Origin of the sequence: Herbaspirillum sp. C9C3 (assembly GCF_013359625.1) — a bacterium.
GTDB lineage: Bacteria > Pseudomonadota > Gammaproteobacteria > Burkholderiales > Burkholderiaceae_D > Herbaspirillum.
The window spans coordinates 107,132-126,515 of the sequence record NZ_JABFMQ010000011.1 but is presented as its reverse complement, the minus strand read 5'-3'; the positions used below and the strand labels follow the sequence as shown (position 1 = coordinate 126,515).

The 19,384-nt window shown below is 62.9% G+C and carries 16 protein-coding genes; 2 read left to right on the top strand and 14 right to left on the bottom strand.

Translation table 11 applies throughout. The annotated features are described in order from the left end of the window. Positions 1–211: 211 nt before the first annotated feature. On the bottom strand, positions 212–496 hold the full coding sequence (locus tag HNO82_RS12755; RefSeq protein ID WP_008332962.1) for a WGR domain-containing protein: 285 nt from the start codon (positions 494–496) through the stop codon (positions 212–214). 140 nt (positions 497–636) lie between these two features. After that, positions 637–4,380 carry a methionine synthase gene (gene metH, locus HNO82_RS12750; protein WP_008332965.1) on the bottom strand — a complete coding sequence of 1,248 codons (3,744 nt, stop codon included), beginning with the start codon at positions 4,378–4,380 and terminating at the stop codon, positions 637–639. Positions 4,381–4,580: 200 nt separating this feature from the next. On the opposite strand from metH, the gene HNO82_RS12745 reads away from it, so the two are divergent. Then, complete coding sequence (locus HNO82_RS12745; protein ID WP_008332967.1) at positions 4,581–5,180, top strand: 5'-methylthioadenosine/S-adenosylhomocysteine nucleosidase; 600 nt, start codon at positions 4,581–4,583, stop codon at positions 5,178–5,180. An 89-nt stretch (positions 5,181–5,269) separates the two neighbouring features. Here the strand turns inward: HNO82_RS12745 and fmt are convergent, their stop codons facing one another. The 8 genes from fmt to hemE form a co-directional block, all read right to left on the bottom strand. Then, positions 5,270–6,223 (bottom strand): methionyl-tRNA formyltransferase, encoded by a 954-nt coding sequence (fmt, locus tag HNO82_RS12740; protein ID WP_175343971.1) that lies wholly within the window; start codon positions 6,221–6,223, stop codon positions 5,270–5,272. Positions 6,224–6,256: 33 nt separating this feature from the next. Continuing rightward, positions 6,257–7,063: an SDR family oxidoreductase gene (locus tag HNO82_RS12735; protein ID WP_008332969.1), complete on the bottom strand. Its 807-nt coding sequence runs from the start codon at positions 7,061–7,063 to the stop codon at positions 6,257–6,259. A gap of 100 nt (positions 7,064–7,163) precedes the next feature. Further along, on the bottom strand, positions 7,164–7,871 hold the full coding sequence (locus HNO82_RS12730; protein WP_008332970.1) for a thiol:disulfide interchange protein DsbA/DsbL: 708 nt from the start codon (positions 7,869–7,871) through the stop codon (positions 7,164–7,166). Between the two features lie 108 nt (positions 7,872–7,979). Further along, positions 7,980–8,618: an SPOR domain-containing protein gene (locus HNO82_RS12725; RefSeq protein WP_008332971.1), complete on the bottom strand. Its 639-nt coding sequence runs from the start codon at positions 8,616–8,618 to the stop codon at positions 7,980–7,982. 31 nt (positions 8,619–8,649) lie between these two features. Then, positions 8,650–10,383, bottom strand: a complete 1,734-nt coding sequence (gene argS, locus HNO82_RS12720; protein WP_034351406.1) for an arginine--tRNA ligase — start codon at positions 10,381–10,383, stop codon at positions 8,650–8,652. Between the two features lie 267 nt (positions 10,384–10,650). Then, entirely contained in the window at positions 10,651–12,813 is a 2,163-nt protein-coding gene (locus tag HNO82_RS12715; RefSeq protein ID WP_175343970.1) for a primosomal protein N', read from the bottom strand. 300 nt (positions 12,814–13,113) lie between these two features. Further along, positions 13,114–13,377: a hypothetical protein gene (locus HNO82_RS12710; protein ID WP_175343969.1), complete on the bottom strand. Its 264-nt coding sequence runs from the start codon at positions 13,375–13,377 to the stop codon at positions 13,114–13,116. A gap of 152 nt (positions 13,378–13,529) precedes the next feature. Beyond that, entirely contained in the window at positions 13,530–14,627 is a 1,098-nt protein-coding gene (hemE, locus tag HNO82_RS12705; RefSeq protein ID WP_249776991.1) for a uroporphyrinogen decarboxylase, read from the bottom strand. 232 nt (positions 14,628–14,859) lie between these two features. Between hemE and HNO82_RS12700 the strand changes: the two genes are divergently transcribed. Further along, positions 14,860–15,657, top strand: a complete 798-nt coding sequence (locus HNO82_RS12700; RefSeq protein WP_008332975.1) for a transporter substrate-binding domain-containing protein — start codon at positions 14,860–14,862, stop codon at positions 15,655–15,657. A gap of 30 nt (positions 15,658–15,687) precedes the next feature. On the opposite strand, the gene HNO82_RS12695 is transcribed toward HNO82_RS12700, so the two are convergent. From HNO82_RS12695 to atpD, 4 genes are all read right to left on the bottom strand, one after another. Further along, a complete protein-coding gene (locus HNO82_RS12695; protein ID WP_175343968.1) occupies positions 15,688–16,500 on the bottom strand; it encodes a polyphosphate kinase 2 family protein in 813 nt (270 codons plus the stop codon). A 52-nt stretch (positions 16,501–16,552) separates the two neighbouring features. Then, complete coding sequence (locus HNO82_RS12690; RefSeq protein WP_175343967.1) at positions 16,553–17,020, bottom strand: CoA-binding protein; 468 nt, start codon at positions 17,018–17,020, stop codon at positions 16,553–16,555. 367 nt (positions 17,021–17,387) lie between these two features. Then, on the bottom strand, positions 17,388–17,810 hold the full coding sequence (locus HNO82_RS12685; RefSeq protein WP_006461340.1) for a F0F1 ATP synthase subunit epsilon: 423 nt from the start codon (positions 17,808–17,810) through the stop codon (positions 17,388–17,390). A 116-nt stretch (positions 17,811–17,926) separates the two neighbouring features. Beyond that, positions 17,927–19,327, bottom strand: a complete 1,401-nt coding sequence (gene atpD, locus HNO82_RS12680) for a F0F1 ATP synthase subunit beta (RefSeq protein ID WP_175343966.1) — start codon at positions 19,325–19,327, stop codon at positions 17,927–17,929. Positions 19,328–19,384 lie beyond the last annotated feature (57 nt).

The following is a 19,384-nucleotide window of genomic DNA, read 5'->3' as shown; positions in this document are numbered from 1 at the left end:
CTCCGGACTAATTTTTTACATTATTGATGATTTAGTTTTTGCGTCGGCATTTCTAAGTTTTTTACCGGCCGCGCAACAAACTGCACCCGATAGGTGCAAATTCCAGGCTGACTAGCCTATCACGCAGCATGCCGGCTTGCTGGTGGACGTACAAAAAAGCCGCCCGGACCAGCAAGGCGCGAACGGCGTTCTGGAAGGAAAGCGGGCAGCCTCACCCCACGTGATAAAGATGCACCGGCCGAAACCCCAACCGCTCCTTGTGCCGCGCAATCTTCTGCAGCATCCGCAAGCCCTCCTCATGTCCGGCCACCACTACCCGGCGCACCGCGCTGCGGCCTTCGATGCCGTCCCAGGCTTGCGTGAGCACCCAGTCGCCCAACAGATCCTGCACCAGGTCGACGGTGAAGATGGCGCGCGTGTTGCCATCGGTGAAGTGCAGGCGCGTAGCCACGGTCACGGGCAGTGCATGGGTGACGTGGTCAGCAGAATCAATCATGGAAAAAACGAGGCGACGAAACGGCGGGCGTGGATGATAGCAGGACGACGGCGCAATACAAGAACCAGCGAGAAAGGTTCAGGAATGAAACAAACCGTCCGGCACAGGAGCCGGACGGTTTGCTTGATTCCGTAAATCATTTACAGATTAGGGGCCAGCCAGCGTTCCACGTCTTGCTTGGGCACATGGCGGCGCTCTGCCATGTCGACCACCTGATCCTCGCCGATCTTGCCGACCACGAAGTACTTCGACTGCGGATGCGCGAAGTAGAAGCCCGACACCGAGGCACCGGGGAACATGGCGTAAGACTCGGTCAACTGCATGCCGATCTCGTCGCACTGCATGACGCGGAAAGCGTCCGCCTTGACGGTGTGCTCGGGGCAGGCCGGATAGCCGGGCGCGGGACGGATGCCGAGATATTTTTCCTTGATGAGATCGGTGCTGCTCAGGTTCTCGTCAGCCGCATAGCCCCACAGGTCCTTGCGTACGCGCTCATGCAGGTATTCGGCGAAGGCTTCGGCCAGGCGGTCGGCCAGAGCCTTGAGCATGATGGACGAGTAATCGTCATGCGCATCCTCGAAACGCTTTTCGTATTTCTCGATACCGAGGCCAGCGGTCACGGCAAACATGCCGATGTAATCCTGCACGCCAGACTCCTTGGGCGCGATGAAGTCCGACAGGCACTGGTTGGGACGCGCCACGCCATCGACCACCGGCTTTTCGGTCTGCTGGCGCAGGCCGTAATAGGTGAAGGCGACCTGGCTGCGGCTGTCGTCGGTGTAGATCTCGATGTCGTCATCGTTGACGGTGTTGGCCGGCAAGAGCGAAATGACGCCATTGGCCGTGAGCCAGCGGCCATCGATGATCTTCTTCAGCATCGCCTGGGCTTCCTGGAAGACCTTGGTCGCGGCTTCGCCCACGACTTCATCGGTGAGGATGGCAGGGTAAGGACCGGCCAGGTCCCAGGTCTGGAAGAACGGACCCCAGTCGATATAGTTGGCCAGCAAACCCAGGTCCACATTCTTGAACAGGCGACGGCCGATGAACTTGGGCTTGACCGGGGCGAATTCCAACTTGGTCTTGTTGGCACGGGCTGCGGCCAGCGACAGCATGGGCGCGGCCTTCTTGCTGGCGTGCTGTTCGCGGATGCGTTCGTAGTCGGCGTTCAGGTCGGCCACGTATTGCGTCTTCTGCTCGTCAGCCAGCAGCGATTGCGCCACCGACACGGCGCGCGAGGCGTCCGGCACGTAGACCACCGGGCCTTCGTAGTTGGGCGCGATCTTGACCGCCGTGTGGGCGCGCGAGGTCGTCGCGCCACCGATCATCAGCGGCATCTTGAGACCCGCGAAATACGGATCGCGCTGCATTTCCTTGGCGACATACGCCATCTCTTCCAGCGAGGGCGTGATCAGGCCGGAGAGTCCGATGATGTCGGCCTTCTCTTCCTTGGCCTTGGCCAGGATCTCGGCGCAGGGCACCATCACGCCCATGTTGACCACTTCGAAGTTGTTGCACTGGAGGACGACGGTGACGATGTTCTTGCCGATGTCGTGGACGTCACCCTTGACGGTGGCAATGACGATCTTGCCCTTGGGCTTGGCGACTTCACCGGTGGCGATTTCGAGCTGGCGCTTCTCTTCTTCGATGAAAGGGATCAGGTGCGCCACGGCCTGCTTCATCACCCGCGCCGACTTGACCACCTGCGGCAGGAACATCTTGCCCTGGCCGAAGAGGTCACCGACCACGTTCATGCCGTCCATCAGCGGACCTTCGATCACGTGGATAGGACGACCACCATCGGCAGCGACCTGCTGGCGCACCTCTTCGGTGTCTTCCACGATCCACTGCGTAATGCCGTGTACCAGCGCATGCGAGAGGCGCTTGGCCACCGGCAGGTTGCGCCATTCGAGCGTGGCTTCTTCCTTCTTGTCGCCAGCCTTGAGCGTGGCGGCGTACTCGATCATGCGCTCGGTAGCGTCTTCGCGGCGGTTCAGGACCACATCTTCGACGCGCTCGCGCAGCTCGGCCGGCAGGTCGTCATAGACGCCGATCATGCCGGCGTTGACGATGCCCATGGTCATGCCGGCCTTGATGGCGTGATACAGGAAGACAGTATGGATCGCTTCGCGCGCCGGGTCATTGCCGCGGAAGCTGAAGGACACGTTGGAGACACCGCCGCTGATCTTGGCGTAGGGCAGGTTCTGGTGGATCCAGCGGGTGGCTTCGATGAAGTCGACCGCGTAGTTGTTGTGTTCCTCGATACCGGTGGCGACCGCAAAGATGTTGGGGTCGAAGATGATGTCTTCGGGCGGGAAGTCCAGCTTGTCCACCAGCAGGCGATAGGCGCGTTCGCAGATCTCGATCTTGCGGGCGAAGGTATCGGCCTGGCCCACTTCGTCGAAGGCCATGACGATGACGGCGGCGCCATAGCGACGGCACAGCTTGGCTTCGCGCAGGAATTTTTCCTCGCCTTCCTTCATCGAGATGGAGTTGACGATGGACTTGCCCTGCACGCACTTCAGGCCCGCTTCGATCACTTCCCACTTGGAGGAGTCGATCATGATGGGCACGCGCGCGATGTCGGGCTCGGAGGCGATCAGGTTGAGGAAGCGCGTCATGGCGGCGACCGAATCGAGCATCGCCTCATCCATGTTGATGTCGATGATCTGCGCACCGTTTTCGACCTGCTGGCGCGCCACGGCCAGGGCTTCGTCGTACTGTTCGTTCAGGATCAGGCGGGCAAAAGCCTTCGAACCGGTGACGTTGGTGCGCTCGCCGACATTGACATACAGCGAATCGTCATTGATGGTGAAGGGCTCCAGACCCGACAGGCGCATCTCGTGCGTGGGCTCGGGGAGCTTGCGCGGCGCAATCGTGGCGACCGTCTCGGCAATGGCCTTGATGTGCGGCGGCGTGGTGCCGCAGCAGCCACCGGCGACGTTGACGAAACCGCTTTCGGCGAATTCCTTCAACAGGGCCGAGGTGACATCGGGGGTTTCATCGAAACCGGTGTCGCTCATCGGATTGGGCAGGCCGGCATTCGGATAGATGCAGACGAAGGTGTCGGCGATCTTGGAAAGCTCTTCCGCATAGGGACGCATCAGCGCCGCACCCAGCGCGCAGTTCAGGCCCACGGTGAGCGGACGCGCGTGGCGGATGGAGTTCCAGAAGGCGGTCACGGTCTGGCCCGAGAGGATGCGGCCGGAGGCGTCGGTGACGGTGCCCGAAATCATGATGGGCAGGCGCTTGCCGCTCTCTTCGAAGAAAGTATCAATGGCGAACAAAGCCGCCTTGCAGTTGAGCGTGTCGAAGATGGTCTCCACCAGCAGCACGTCGGCACCGCCTTCGACCAGCGCGCGGGTCTGCTCCAGGTAGGCGGTGACCAGTTGATCAAACGTGACGTTGCGGGCAGCGGGGTCGTTGACGTCCGGCGAGATGGAAGCGGTCTTGGGCGTGGGGCCCAGGGCACCGGCCACGAAGCGCGGCTTGTCCGGGGTCGAGTACTTGTCGCAGGCGGCGCGTGCCAGACGGGCCGATTCCACGTTCATCTCGTAGACCAGATGCGCCATGTGGTAGTCGTCCTGGGCCACGCTGGTGGCGCCGAAGGTATTGGTCTCGATCAGGTCGGCACCGGCGGCCAGGTATTGCTCGTGGATTTCCTGGATGATGTGCGGCTGGGTCAGCGAGAGCAGTTCATTGTTGCCCTTGACGAACATCTCCTTGCCGGGAACGCTGAAGTCGGCGAAACGCTGGCCGCGATAATCCTCTTCAGTCAGCTTGTAGCGCTGGATCATGGTGCCCATGGCGCCATCGAGGATGAGGATGCGCTGCGACATCAGGTCGCGCAGCAGCAATTCGGTCTGGCACAGTTCGTTCGGCTTCATCTGGCGTTTTTCTCTGGTTACGGCAACAATGCGAGGCCTGTTCCCGCGCGCACGCGCGCTGCGGATAAAAAAACCGGCCAGAAACGGACCGGTTCAACAGGCAAAAAGTGAACCCGATTATACGTCAAAGCACCCTTCCCCCGCCTCCCGGCAGGCTTTGCGGGCTGTGCTTCGTTGCAAACCGTTAACTATTTATACCGATGCCCGATCAAGCACCCATCCTCATCCTGACCGCCCTGGAAAGTGAACTCGACGCCGCAGCGGCCCCGGCAGGCGTACAGGTGGTCTATTGCGGCGTGGGCAAGGTCAATGCCGCGCTGCATACGACGCAGGCCATCCTGACGCATCGTCCGCGCGCGCTCATCAATTTCGGCACGGCCGGCAAGATCGATCCCCTGCATGATGGCTTGCTGGAAGTGGCCGCCGTGCTCCAGCGCGACATGGATGCCACCCCGCTGGCGCCGCGCGGGGTGACGCCGCTGATGAACCAGGAGCAACAACCCTCCCGATTGGTCTCCGGCTATCCGGGCGTCTTGTGCGGCACCGGCGACAGCTTCGTGACAGCCGCCGATGACTGGCTGCGGCAGCAGAAGGTGGATCTGGTGGATATGGAATTGTTTGCCATCGCCCGGGTGTGCAGCCACTTCGGCATCCCTTGGCGGGCCTTCAAGTTCATCACCGATGGCGCCGATGACGATGCTGCCGATGACTGGCAGGCGCGTGTGCATCTGGGAGAGGAACTGTTCTGGCGGCATCTGCCGCTGGTGCTCAGGCAGTTCGATGCAGAACCTGCGCGTTGAGGCGCGCAGGCATTCAGGCCCGGATGGAAGACTTTGTCCGCGTTTGAAACTAAGTCATCATTCGCGCCGGAAATGCCTGCCGGATGGGCTCAGGCGAAGCGCCCGCCTTCGAGTGGGAAGCCCTTGAGGAATTCTGCGGCGGCCAGGCGCTTGCCGCCCGGCTTCTGCAATTCGGTCAGCAGCAGCGCCCCTTCACCGCAGGCCACCACGATGCCGCCCTGGGCATCGGCCGACAGCACCTGTCCCGGCTCGCCCTGTTGCGCCACCTTGACCGGACGCGCCTGCCATAGCTTGACGACCGTATCGCCGAAACGACCGGTGGCGCCGGGGAAGGGATTGAAGGCGCGGATGCGGCGGGCCAGCTGGTCGGCGCTCTGGCTGAAGTCGAGCGCGGCCTCTTCCTTGGCGATCTTGGCGGCGTAATTGGCGCCCTCGTCGGGCTGCGGGGTGGCTGAGAGCTCGCCGCGCTCCAGCTTGGCAATGGCTTCCACGATCATCTTGCCGCCCAGCGCGGCCAGCTTGTCATGCAGGCTGCCGGTGGTGTCGTCCTCGGCGATGGGGACGCTTTCAATCAACATCATGGGGCCGGTATCGAGCCCCTCTTCCATCTGCATGATGGTGATGCCGGTCTCGGCATCGCCCGCCTCGATGGCGCGATGAATGGGCGCGGCACCGCGCCAGCGCGGCAGGAGCGAACCATGGATGTTGATGCAGCCGTAACGCGGGATGTCGAGCACGCTGCGCGGCAGGATCAGGCCGTAGGCCGCCACCACCATCACGTCATGCGGGGTCGATTGCAGCAGGGCATGGGCCTCCTGCGCCACCTCCGGATACTTGCCGTTCAGACGCAGCGAGACCGGCTGCGCTACGGGTGTGCCATGCTTGATCGCGCATTGCTTCACGGGCGAAGCCTGCAGCTGCATGCCGCGTCCGGCCGGGCGGTCGGGCTGGGTCAGCACCAGGGTGATCTCGTGACCGGCGGCATAGAGTGCTTCGAGCGCAACGGCGGCAAATTCCGGCGTGCCGGCAAAAATGATCTTCATGAAAAACTCCAAAGGCGAGCAAGGCCGCCAGATTTACGGATTGCGTTGCTTGTGCGGGGCGCGGGCGAAGGCCATATCGTACAGCCAGTTCGGCAGCAATCTCAGCAGCTTGGCCACCACGCCCATCTGCCAGGGAATGACGCGATAGCTCACGCCCTCGGTAATGCTCTCGACAGCGCGCTCGGCAAAGCGCTCCACCGGCATCAGGAAGGGCATGGGATAGGTGTTCACGCGCGTCATCGGGGTATCGATGTAGCCGGGCGCGATGGTGACGACCTGGATGCCGCTGCCGCGCAATTCCACCCGCAGCGATTCGCAGTAGCTGATGACGGCGGCCTTGGAGGCGCTGTAGGCGCCCGCCCCCGGCAGGCCGCGAATGCCGGCCACGCTGCCGATGCCGACCAGGCGGCAGCGGCGGCGCTGGTCCTCGGGCGCCGCCTTCATGCGCGCCACGAAGGGCGTGAAGGTGGCAAAGGTGGCCGTGACGTTGACGGCCAGGATGCGTTCGAAGGCCGGCAGGTCTTCCTGGTATTCGGTCAGCGTGCCCTGCGAAATGCCGGCGTTGGCAATGACCACGTCGGCCCCGCCGAACTCGGTCAGGAAGGCGTCGGCGGCCGCAGCCAGCGCGGCGTGGTCGGTCACGTCGACGGCATAGACACGGTGCCGCTCAGCATGCGGCAGGCTGGCGCACAAGGCCTCCAGCTCGACCTTGCGCCGTGCGACCAGGCCGAGGATGGCGCCACGCCGGGCATAGGCCCGCGCCAGCGCCATGCCGATACCGCTGGAAGCTCCGGTCAGGAACACGCGTTCCTGGGCTGCAACGACGGGGAGGTTGGCCATGCCTGCTCCTGAGGTGATATGAAGGTTTAGGTAATTTCTGCTGCCCAAATGACAACGGTCCGCGGCCTTGCGGACGCGGACCGTGCGGAACGGGTGAAGCTTATTTCTTTTTTGCGTGGCTGCTGCCGGCGGCCTTCTCGGCGGCCACCTTGGCCACCAGGTGATCCATCACCTGCAGGGCAGCGGCTTGCTGCATCGATTCCGGCTGATTGGCCAGGGCCACGCCGACCACGGCGGGCGAGGTGACATAGCGGCCATCGATGGCAATCATGGGTACGCCGTCGACCTTGTAGGCTTCCTGCAACTGCGCTGCGCGGCGAGCCTTGGTCTGGATGCCGAAGGAGTTGTAGAGGTCGAGGAATTTCTGCTTGTCCAGGCCGATCTTTTCGATGTAGGCCAGGATGGTCTTGTCGGTATTGATGCGCTGGCCTTCGACGTGGATGGCGTGGAAGATCTTGGGGGTCAGCTCTTCAGCCTTGCCCATGGCTTCCAGGGTGTAGTAGAGCTTCTGCTGCGGCACGAAGCTGTCGCGGAAGGCCACCGGCACCTTCTTGAAGTTGATCTTGTCACCCTGCTTCTTGACCCAGGCCGTCAGCGACGGGTCCCAGGCGGCGCAGTGCGGGCAGTCGAACCAGAAGAATTCGGTCACTTCGACCTTGTTGCCGGAATCGGTCGGCTGGGCCTGCTCCAGCACGCGGTAGTCGCTGCCCACTTGCGGATTGGCCGGCGAAGCCGAGGCGCCAACGCTGGCGGTGAAGGCCAGTACGCCGAAGCTGACCGCGGCCAGCAGCTTTTGATGGAAACGCATGGTATTACCCTCTCTGATGGATAGTCGGTGGGACAGGCCGGTAGCCGTCCCGCGCCCGTCGTGCCGGTCGGTCATCCCCTGCCGCCGGCATCCACGGGTGCATTCTGATTATTTGGGAATGCGCACGATGGCAGCATCGACCCCGTTATCGGACAGCTTGCTGCGCGTACGGTTCATCGCGTCGGCATGCTCGAAGGGACCGATGCGCACGCGATAGAGCACGCCGCTGTCGGCAGTGCGCTCGCTGACCTTGGCCTCAAAGCCCAGCAGGGCCAGCTTGGCACGGCCACTTTCGGCGTCGGCCTGATCGCGGAAGGCACCGGTCTGCAGGAAGTAGGTCCACTTGTCGTCGTTGGTGTCGTTCTTGGAGGTAGCAGACGTGGCCGCCGGGGCCTTGGCGTCGGGCCTGGACGGTGCCGGGCTGGCCTGAGGGGTCGGCGCCACCGGCGGGACCGGCTGCGCCGATGCCGTGTTGGGCGGCACCGGCGTCTGCGACTGCTGCTGGTCGCGCGCGGCATCGCGGGCGATGTCGCGGTTACCGTAGAGCGGCCGGTTGGGGTCGGCCGCCTGGGCCGGGGTCGGATCGGTGCGCTCGGGGCGCGCGACCTTGTTGACGAAGGGGATGGGCGACTTGGTGATCATCAATGCCACACCCACGGCGATCCCCAGGCCGACGATCAAACCCAGGATCAGGCCGAGCAGCGTACCGCCGGCCTGCTTGTGATATTTCGCGTTCAACGGTTTCACGTTTCTCTTTAGCTGCTTGTTTTAGCTTGTTTTACATTCTGGCCGGAGCCGATACGCCCAACAGTGCCAGGCCGTTGCGCAGCACCTGGCGGGTGGCGGACAACAGCGCCAGGCGTGCGGACCTGGTTGGGACATCATCGACCAGCACGCGTTCCGCATTGTAGTAGCTATGCAGTTCGCCTGCCAGATCGCGCAGGTAGAAGGCGACCTGGTGCGGTCCCAGCTCTTGCAGAGCATGGGCCAGCATGTCCGGATACTCGGCCAGCTTGGCCAAGAGCGAGGCTTCGCGCGGGGCCGTCAGCAGCGACAGGTCAGCCGTGCTCTTGAGCGCCTCTTCATCCACGCCCGACTTGCCCAGCACGGTGCAGATGCGGGCGTGCGCATACTGGACGTAATAGACCGGGTTTTCATCGGACTGCGCCAGCGCCAGGTCGACATCGAAGACGAACTCGGTATCGGCCTTGCGCGAGATGAGGAAGAAGCGCACCGCATCGCGGCCACGCGTGAGGTCGCGCTGCTCGCCCTCGACCGGCTCGCCGGCGGACCATTCGATGAGGTCGCGCAGGGTCACATAGGAACCGGCACGCTTGGAAATCTTGACCTCTTCACCATTGCGCATGACGGTGACCATCTTGTGCAGCACGTAGTCGGGATAACCCTGGGGAATGCCCACGCCGGCGGCTTGCAGGCCGGCGCGCACGCGCGCGATGGTGCCGTGGTGGTCGCTGCCCTGGATATTGATGACCTTGCCGTAGCCGCGTTGCCACTTGTTGATGTGATAGGCGACATCGGGCACGAAGTAAGTATAGGTGCCGTCGGTCTTCTTCATGACGCGATCCTTGTCGTCGCCATAGTCGGTGGTACGCAGCCACAGCGCGCCATCCTGTTCATACGTCTTGCCGGCGGCGACCAGCGCGTCCACGGCGGCTGCCACCTTGCCGTCGGCGTAGAGCGAGGATTCCAGATAGTAATTGTCGAACTTCACGCCGAAGGCCTGCAGGTCCAGGTCTTGTTCATGACGCAGGTAGGCCACGGCAAAGCGACGGATCGATTCGATGTCGTCGACCTCGCCGCTGCCGGTGACGGGCTCGCCATCGCTGGCCGAGACGGTCTTCTTGTCGAGGAAGTCGCGCGCGATGTCGGCGATGTAGTCGCCGTTGTAGGCCGACTCGGGCCACGCGGCGTCACCCGGCTTGAAGCCGCGCGCACGCGCCTGCACCGAGGTGGCCAGGGTAGCGATCTGCACGCCGGCATCGTTGTAGTAGAACTCGCGCAGCACATCAAAGCCCTGGGCTTCCAGCAGCGACGACAGCGCATCGCCCAGCGCGCCCTGGCGGCCATGGCCCACGTGCAGCGGACCGGTGGGGTTGGCCGAGACGAACTCGACCAGCACCTTCTTGCCGGCGCCCAGGCTGCCACGGCCGAAGGCCTCGCCCTGTTCATGGATCACCTTGACCACCGCCTGCTTGGCAGCGGCCGCCACGCGCAGGTTGATGAAGCCCGGGCCGGCGATCTCGACGGATTCCACCAGCCCCTCGCGCGCCGGGTCGGCCATGACGGCGGCGACGATGGCTTGCGCCAGCTCGCGCGGATTCTTCTTGAGCGGCTTGGCCAGCTGCATGGCGATGTTGCAGGCGATGTCGCCGTGCGAGGCATCGCGCGGACGCTCCAGGGTGATGGTCGGGGTCAGGCCGCTATCAGCCAGCAGCGGCTGCAAGGCGGACGAGAACAGGTCGGAGATGCGTTGTTTCTGTTGTGCGAGCATGGGAATGAGGGGTAAAGCGGAAGCGGCCGAGGCGCTGGTCTGGCAGGCTGCGCCGCGCGGAGGGATCGCTTGCAATTGGTTGAGCAACCGAGATTATACCGGCTAGGCGCACCCTGTAGACTGCCCGAGCAAGCAGCTTGCGTGCGGGCAAGCTCTCTGCGCCAGAAAGATGCCTCAATCACAACAAATCTGTTACCCCGATTTTTGCAAAAAGCTTCACCCGCAACTTCACAACCGCCCTGCCGCCCGCCTGCTGCGGCCCTGTCTTCATATATCGACCGGATCGACTTCCAGCGACCAGCGGGCGCGGGTTTTCAGCTGCCGCAGCGCGGCCAGCCATTGTTTCAGGAAGCCCTGCAGGGCGGGGCGTGACGGGCACTCAACGAGCAACTGCGCGCGCTCGACATTGGCCACCCGCATCAGGGTCATCGGGATGGGCTCGTTGATGGTGATGGCGGGCGCCTCCAGCAGGGTGGCGGCTTGCTTCAGGAAGGCCAGGGCCGTGTCCAGCTCGCGCGCCTCGGCGCGCAGCAGCGCCTGGTACATGAAGGGCGGGAAATGGGCCTGGCGGCGCTCCTCCAGCAGGTCACCGGCAAAGCCGTCGTAGTCATGGCGCATCACGGCCTGGTACAGCGGGTGATGCGGGTAGCGGGTCTGGATGAGCACCTCGCCCGAGCTGCCGTCGGCCGACAGCCCGGCCCGGCCGGCGCGGCCGGCCACCTGCATGAGCTGGGCGAAGAGCCGTTCGCTGGCGCGGTAATCGTGCGAGAACAGCGCCGTATCGGGATTGAGCACACCCACCAGCGTGAGCTTTTTGAAGTCATGCCCCTTGGCCACCATCTGGGTGCCGACCAGGATATCCACCTCGCCCCGGTGCACGCTGTCGAAGGCGCTCTGGGCCGAACCCTTCAGGCGGGTTGAATCGGCATCGATGCGCAGCACGCGGGCGCCGGGGAAGATCGCCTGCAAGCCCTCTTCCACCCGCTGGGTGCCGCGCCCCAGCGGCTGCAGATCAACATTGCCGCAGGTCGGGCAGGCGCGCGGGATGGCCAGTTCCAGGCTGCAATGGTGGCAGCGCAGGCGGCGCTCGGGGCGGTGCACCACCATGAAGGCATCGCAGCGCATGCAGTTGCTGATCCAGCCGCAGGCATCACAGGCCAGCACCGGCGCATAGCCGCGGCGGTTCAGGAACAGCAGCGACTGCTCGCCCTGCTCCAGGCGCTTGCGCACGGCGGCGATCAGGCCGGCGGTGAGGCCATCGACGGGCTTGTCGCGCTCCATGTCGATCACCTTGACGGTGGGCAGCACCGCCTGCTGGGCGGCGCGCTGGCGCAGCTCCAGGCGGCGGTAGCGGCCGGCCTGGGCGTGATGCCAGGTTTCCAGCGAAGGCGTGGCCGAGCCCAGCACCACCGGGATACCGAGCTGGTGCGCCCGCCACACGGCCAGGTCGCGGGCGGAATAGCGAAGGCCCTCTTGCTGCTTGTAGGAAGGATCGTGCTCCTCGTCGATGACGATGAGCTTGAGCGCAGGCAACGAAGACAGGATCGCCAGCCGCGTACCCAGCACGATGTGGGCCTGCCCCAGGTGCGCGGCCAGCCAGTTGCGGGCGCGCTCGCCCTCGGCCAGGCCGCTGTGCAGCGCCACCACATTCAGATGCGGGAAGCGCGCGCGGATATTGCCTTCCAGTTGCGGCGTGAGATTGATTTCCGGCACCAGCACCAGGATCTGGGCCGGGGCCACGGCGGGATCGACGGGCGCAGCTTGCGATGCGGCAGCCTCATCGGCAGCGCGACGCAGGATGGCAGCAGCCGCTTGCAGGTAGACCTCGGTCTTGCCGCTGCCGGTGACGCCGTACAGGAGCAGCGGCGCAAAGTCCTTTGCGCCGGCGATGGCGTCCACGGCCTGCTGCTGCGCCGGGTTCAGCGCAGGCGCTTCACCCAGATGCAGCGGATCAGGGGCATCCGGCGGCACTAACTCCGCCACCGCCTGGGGAATGGCTTCTGCCTCGGTGCGGGTCTTGCGCCTGGCCTTGCTCTTCTTGGGTGCGGCCAGACGGCCCAGGGCCTTGAGCGCCTTGTCCAGCGCGACCGTGGTCAGGGCGCGCAGGTTCTTGGGCAGGCCCGGCAGCATCACCTCGCCCAGCGGGCGCTGGTAATAGTCGGCAGCAAAGCCGCACAGCGCCAGCCAGTGCGCTGACATCGGCGGTAACTGATGGCGCACGGCAATGACATCCTTGATCTTGTCGGCCTGCAGGTCGGTTTGCGCCGCATGACCGACCACCACCCCCACCGCCTCACGGCGGCCGAACGGTACCACCACCAGTTGGCCAATGGCCGGCATGGGTTCGTCCGGCGTGGCGGGTTGCCAGCGGTAATCGAAGACGGTATGCAGGGGCGTATCGAGCGCCACCTGAAGCAGACATTGTTCCACGAACTTAAAGTCAATCCTGAAAAACCCGGCTAAGCCTCGGTTTCATCATCATTTTTGGACCTATCCACACAGGCTGTGGATAACTTTGGGGACAAGTACCCCTTGACATTTCCCCACGCAGACTGGCTCTGGCCTGCGGCGCACTGCTCAACGGCGAGGCAAAAAATAAAGCCAACAAAATCAATGACTTGGACTCATCTCTTATCCTGCAGAAAAAAATTTGCAGCGAAGTATTGTGCAGGTGCCAAAATCATCCAGTGTGCATAAGTCCTTCCGGCGGCACCACGGAGCCGGCGTTTGTCAAGCCCTGAGCGGCAAAAATTTGTCGGCTTTGGCTTGCAGGCTGCCGCCTCCTTGTCCTACAAACTTAAAGTAAACCTTCAAAGATTTCGATAAGCGGCGGTTTTGTAAACGCTTTTCGATCTTATGCACAGCAGCTGTGGATAACTTTGTGGGCAAGTGCCTCTTGACAAGGCCGAAGCCCACGGCCAGCGCGGTTTCCCGCAAAAACGCGTCAAGACGGCGAAAAAATAAACCCAATAAAATCAATGACTTGTGCAGCACCCTTCTGCACAATCCTTCATATTCAAATAAATTTGATTCTCAACAAGAAAATGGGCCGCCATGTGCATAAGTCCCGGTGCACTGGCAAGGATGTGCATCGGGACTTGCCCATCCGCACAAATACGAACAGATAACGACAGATATACGCACGTTCAACCGCGCAGAGCGCGGCTGATCTCGTGGACGGCCTGGGCGAGGGTTGCCACGGCTTGCGGCGGGGTGTGCTGGGAGATGCCGTGACCGAGGTTGAAGACGTGGCCGCTGCCGGCGCCGGGGCGGCCGAAGGATTCCAGCAGCTTGCGCACTTCCGCCTGGATGGCGTCGTCGCCGGCGAAGAGCACGTTGGGATCCAGATTGCCTTGCAGTGCCACCTTGTCGCCCACGCGGCGACGGGCCTCACCCAGGTTGACGGTCCAGTCCAGGCCGACGGCGTCGGCACCGATGGCGGCGATCTGCTCCAGCCACAGGCCACCGCCCTTGGTGAAGACGATCACCGGAATCTGCTGACCATCTTGCAGGCGCTGCAACTGGCTGACCACCTGCTCCATGTAGGCCAGCGAGAATTGCTGGTAGATGCCATCGGCCAGGGCACCGCCCCAGGTATCGAAGATCATCACGGCCTGTGCACCGGCGGCGATCTGCGCGTTCAGGTAGGCGGCCACGGCATCGGCGTTGGTCTTGAGGATGTGGTGCATCAGGTCGGGACGACGGTAGAGCAGGCTCTTGACCAGGCGGAAGTCATCCGAGCCGCCGCCCTCGACCATGTAGCAGGCCAGCGTCCAGGGACTGCCGGAGAAGCCGATCAGGGGCACGCGGCCATCGAGTTCGCGGCGGATCTGGGTGACGGCCTTGAAGACGTAGTCCAGCTTGTCCAGGTCCGGCGCCCGCAGGGCCTGGATGGCGGCCTCGTCGCGCAGCGGGCGCTCGAACTTGGGACCCTCACCTTCAGCGAAATACAGGCCCAGGCCCATGGCGTCGGGCACGGTGAGGATGTCGGAGAAGAGGATGGCGGCGTCCAGCGGATAACGTTCCAGCGGCTGCAGCGTGACCTCGGTGGCATAGTCGGGATTGGTGGCCAGACCCATGAAGGAACCGGCGCGAGCGCGCGTGGCGCGGTATTCGGGCAGGTAGCGACCGGCCTGGCGCATCAGCCACAGCGGCGTGTAGTCGGTGGGCTGGCGCAGCAGCGCACGCAGGAAGGTATCGTTTTTGAGCGGAGCGAAGGTGGACATGGAAGAGGAAGAGGACATGGTCGGCCTGCAATGCGGTCTGACGACAATCCGGCATTATCTCATCCTCCGCGCATGGCTTCCGGCTAATTGTCGCTATCGGCGTGCGCTGATATTGATGCAGGTCCTGGCGCGCGGTTTTGCTATGATCTGGCAGCAGTATTTAAGCGGCCCATCCAATCAACTAGAACCCATTTAGCAGCGGGCCGCGTTCATCATTGATCATCCATCATCACATCCACGAGGAGACTCCATGAAGTCCATCATCCGTACCGCCCTGCTGGCGGGTCTGGCGGTTCTGTCATTTTCGCTGTCGCTGTCGGCGGCACAGGCCGACGAGGCGCTCCCCGCTTCGCGTCTGGACCAGGTCATCAAGGCTGGCAAGCTGCGCATCTGCATGACCGGTGACTACAAGCCCTTCACCTATTACCGCCCTGACCAGACTTTCGAAGGCATGGATGTGGAACTGGGCCAGTCCCTGGCCAAGTCGCTGGGCGTGGAGGCGCAGTTCGTCAAGACCACCTGGAGCAACCTGATGAACGACTTCGTCGCCCAGTGCGACATCGCCATGGGGGGCATCTCGATCACCCTGGACCGCGCCCGCAAGGCAGCCTTCTCGGAGCCGGTGATGGTCGATGGCAAGGCGCCCATCATCCGCTGCGCCGACAAGGACAAGTTCCGCAACTTCGACATGATCGACCAGCCTGGCACGCGCGCCATCGTCAACCCCGGCGGCACCAACGAGCGCTTTGCCAAGGCCCGCTACAAGAATGCCACCCTGACGCTGCATCCGGACAACGTCACCATCTTCCAGCAGATCGTCGACGGCAAGGCCGATGTGATGGTCACCGATGCCAGCGAGACGCGCTGGCAATCCAAGCTGCATCCGGAACTGTGCCCGGTACAGCCTGACCAGCCGCTGCAGTTCGCTGAAAAGGCGTACCTGCTGCCGCGCGGTGATGTCGCCTTCAAGGCCTATGTGGATACCTGGCTGCACCTGGCCAAGGCCACCGGCGAATATCAGCGCATCTTCGACAAGTGGCTGAAATAAGCCAGAGCGCGGCGGCCCCGCCCCTCTTGTTCAGTCGAACTTGAGATCCTTGAGTTCGGGCTTGGGGTCGGGGAAGCGCAGCTTGAGCTTTTGCAGAGTCTCCAGGACCACATTGGCCACCAGCAGGTTGCGATGGGTCTTGGAGTCGGCCGGTACCACGTACCAGGGTGCATGCAGGGTACTGGTCTGGCGCAGCACCTCCTGGTAGCGCTGCTGGTAGGCGTCCCAGAACTTGCGCTCGGCCAGGTCTTGCGCATCGAATTTCCAGTGCTTCTCGGGATCATCGATGCGCGATTGCAGGCGTGACTTCTGCTCGGCCTTCGAGATGTGCAGGAAGAATTTCAGCACCACGGTCCCGGTTTCCCACAGCATGCGTTCGAAGTCGTTGATCTGACGATAGCGACGTTTGCATTCCTTCTCATCGATCCAGTCGTGCACGCGGGTGATGAGCACATCCTCATAGTGACTGCGGTTGAAGACCGCGATCTCCCCGGCCACCGGTACCTGCGCATGGACACGCCACAGATAGTCGTGCGCCAGTTCGATGGCCGTCGGCCCCTTGAAGTTGGCGATACGGATGCCCTGCGGATTGACGGCGGCAAAGACGTCATTGACGGTGCCATCCTTGCCGCTGGTATCCGTGCCCTGCAGGATCACCAGCACCTTGTGCTTGTGGCCGGCATACAGCATCTCCTGCTGCAGGCCGATCTGTGCGGCCAGACGCTGCACGGTGGCACGGTCGGTTTCCTTGTCGCCGCTGGAGAGCGGTTTGGTGGAGGCGTCGCTTTCCTTGAGGACGAACTTGGGATGGACGATGAATTGCGGCCCGATCTTCTTAGCCATGCTGTCTCGCTTTTCTCGTTATAAATGATTTACGGATTTCGCCAGCCTGGCATTACAACACGCCATGCGACTGCCCCATGGCATGTTCGATCTTGATGCACTTGTCCATGACCACCTTCAACCCGGCCGCACGCGCGCGGGCTGCGGCCTCTTCGTGAACGATATCGAGCTGCATCCACACGCATTGGGCGCCGATGGCGATGGCCTCGTCGACGACGGGCGGGATGTCGGCTGACTTGCGGAAGCAATCGACGATGGCGATGCGCAGGCCGTCCTGCGCCAATGCCGCGCTGGCCTCCGCCAGGCTGGCATGGCAGTGCTCGCCCAGGATGGTCTGGCCGGCGTACATGGGATTGACGGCGACGATGCGGTATCCCGCTGACTGCATATAGGCGGCCACGTCAAAGCTGGCGCGCTCGGGTCGGTTGGACAGGCCGACCACGGCAATGATGGGCTTGCCATGCTGGCGCGCGGTGGTCGAAGAAGGCGATGCGGAAGATGCGGGTGCAGCTGACGACATGGGGGCTCCTGTCCGGCTGATGGAAATGAGGCTAATGCTATCAATGATTGGGTCGGACAGAATTGGTTCTATCCTTCACGTCAGCGCACTTTACCCGAGGATGAAAGTTGCCGCAGCGCCAGTGTGCGCGACATGTGGGCAAACTTGATCCAGGTTGATTCATACGGCCTGGAAGCCGCCAGATTTGGTCAGCCCTGGGGCGGCAGAAGCGCCCAGGATCTGCACGGAAGAACTGGCCACGCGCATGAGAGGAACTGTGCGCGCATGAAAAAAGGCAGCCGAAGCTGCCTTTCATCTACTGCTGTACTGCTGTGCTGCTGTGCTGCCGTGCCGGAGCGCTCTTCGCCGGGAAGAACGCTCGCAGCGATCAGCGCTTCTGACGCAACTTCTGGATCGCGGCCAGCTGTGCCACAGCGGCGGCCAGTTCGGCCTGGGCTGCAGCGTGGTCGATCTTGGAGTCGCGGTTGACCAGCGCTTCCTCGGCCAGACGCTTGGCTTCGGCGGCCTTGGCTTCGTCCAGGTCGGCACCACGGATGGCGGTGTCGGCCAGCACGGTCACGGCGTCGGGCTGCACTTCCAGGAGGCCGCCGGCCACGAACACGAATTCCTCGTGTGCCTGGCCCGAGACCTTGATACGGACAGCACCTGGCTTGATGCGCGTGATCAGCGGGGTGTGACGGGGATAGATACCCAGCTCACCCGCTTCGCCCGGCAACGCGACGAATTCTGCCTCGCCGGAGAAGATTTCCTCTTCCGCCGAGACCACGTCCACGTGAATAGTATGTGCCATGTCGTTTCCTAGTCGATTGACCGCTCCTGCGAACAGGAGCGGCGCCAATGAATCAATGATTACTTACCTGCCGTGGGGCTCCGGTACTGCACCGGAGCCCCACGGCGTGGTCAGTCTTAGTTGATCTTCTTGGCCTTTTCGATTGCTTCGTCGATGGTACCGACCATGTAGAACGCTTGTTCCGGCAGGTGGTCCAGTTCGCCGCTGGCGATCATCTTGAAGCCCTTGATCGTGTCCTTCAGCGAAACGTACTTGCCCGGGGAACCGGTGAACACTTCGGCGACGTGGAAGGGCTGCGACAGGAAACGCTGCATCTTGCGAGCGCGTGCGACGATCAGCTTGTCTTCCGGTGCCAGTTCGTCCATGCCCAGAATCGCGATGATGTCACGCAGTTCCTTGTAGCGCTGCAGGGTGCCCTGGACAGCGCGCGCGGTCTCGTAGTGCTCCTGGCCGACCACTTGCGGGTCCAGCTGGCGCGAGGTCGAGTCCAGCGGGTCGACGGCGGGGTAGATACCCAGCGAGGCGATGTCACGCGACAGAACGACGGTCGAGTCCAAGTGGGCGAAGGTAGTTGCCGGCGACGGGTCGGTCAAGTCATCCGCAGGGACGTACACGGCCTGGATCGAGGTGATCGAGCCAGTCTTGGTCGAGGTGATACGCTCTTGCAGGCGGCCCATTTCTTCGGCCAGCGTCGGCTGGTAGCCCACGGCGGAAGGCATACGGCCCAGCAGTGCGGACACTTCGGTACCGGCCAGGGTGTAACGATAGATGTTGTCGACGAAGAACAGCACGTCCTTGCCTTCATCACGGAAACCTTCCGCGATCGTCAGGCCGGTCAGCGCCACGCGCAGACGGTTGCCCGGCGGTTCGTTCATCTGGCCGTAGACCATGGCGACCTTGGAGTTTGTCGGGTTTTCCAGGTCCACCACCTTGGCTTCTGCCATTTCATGGTAGAAGTCGTTACCTTCACGGGTACGCTCACCAACGCCGGCGAACACGGACAGACCGCTGTGCGCCTTGGCGATGTTGTTGATCAGTTCCATCATGTTCACGGTCTTGCCCACACCGGCGCCACCGAACAGACCGACCTTACCACCCTTGGCGAACGGGCAGACCAGGTCAATGACCTTGATGCCGGTTTCCAGCAGCTCTTGCGAGGGCGACAGTTCGTCGTACGCAGGGGCCTTGCGGTGGATCGAAGCGGTTTGCTCGTGCGAGACCGGACCGCATTCGTCGATCGGGTTGCCCAGCACGTCCATGATGCGACCCAGGGTCGCGGTACCGACGGGCACGGAGATGGGCTTGCCGGTGTTCGAGATGGTCAGGCCGCGGCGCAGACCGTCCGACGAACCGAGCGCAATGGTACGAACCACGCCGTCGCCCAGCTGCTGCTGGACTTCCAGGGTCAGATCCGAACCTTCCAATTTCAAGGCATCGTAAACCTTGGGCATCGCATCGCGCGGAAACTCCACGTCCACCACAGCGCCGATACACTGAACGATTTTGCCATCAGCCATTTTCGTTCCTTCAATAGATAAAATTTAAATTCTGTTTCGCTACGCTACGCCAGCTGA

Bases quoted from the DNA above. Each gene is read 5' to 3' on its own strand.
- HNO82_RS12755 (WP_008332962.1), bottom strand. From the start codon at position 496: ATGATTGATTCTGCTGACCACGTCACCCATGCACTGCCCGTGACCGTG.
- metH (WP_008332965.1), bottom strand. From the start codon at position 4,380: ATGAAGCCGAACGAACTGTGCCAGACCGAATTGCTGCTGCGCGACCTG.
- HNO82_RS12745 (WP_008332967.1), top strand. From the start codon at position 4,581: ATGCCCGATCAAGCACCCATCCTCATCCTGACCGCCCTGGAAAGTGAA.
- fmt (WP_175343971.1), bottom strand. From the start codon at position 6,223: ATGAAGATCATTTTTGCCGGCACGCCGGAATTTGCCGCCGTTGCGCTC.
- HNO82_RS12735 (WP_008332969.1), bottom strand. From the start codon at position 7,063: ATGGCCAACCTCCCCGTCGTTGCAGCCCAGGAACGCGTGTTCCTGACC.
- HNO82_RS12730 (WP_008332970.1), bottom strand. From the start codon at position 7,871: ATGCGTTTCCATCAAAAGCTGCTGGCCGCGGTCAGCTTCGGCGTACTG.
- argS (WP_034351406.1), bottom strand. From the start codon at position 10,383: ATGCTCGCACAACAGAAACAACGCATCTCCGACCTGTTCTCGTCCGCC.
- hemE (WP_249776991.1), bottom strand. From the start codon at position 14,627: ATGTCCTCTTCCTCTTCCATGTCCACCTTCGCTCCGCTCAAAAACGAT.
- HNO82_RS12700 (WP_008332975.1), top strand. From the start codon at position 14,860: ATGAAGTCCATCATCCGTACCGCCCTGCTGGCGGGTCTGGCGGTTCTG.
- HNO82_RS12695 (WP_175343968.1), bottom strand. From the start codon at position 16,500: ATGGCTAAGAAGATCGGGCCGCAATTCATCGTCCATCCCAAGTTCGTC.
- HNO82_RS12690 (WP_175343967.1), bottom strand. From the start codon at position 17,020: ATGTCGTCAGCTGCACCCGCATCTTCCGCATCGCCTTCTTCGACCACC.
- HNO82_RS12685 (WP_006461340.1), bottom strand. From the start codon at position 17,810: ATGGCACATACTATTCACGTGGACGTGGTCTCGGCGGAAGAGGAAATC.
- atpD (WP_175343966.1), bottom strand. From the start codon at position 19,327: ATGGCTGATGGCAAAATCGTTCAGTGTATCGGCGCTGTGGTGGACGTG.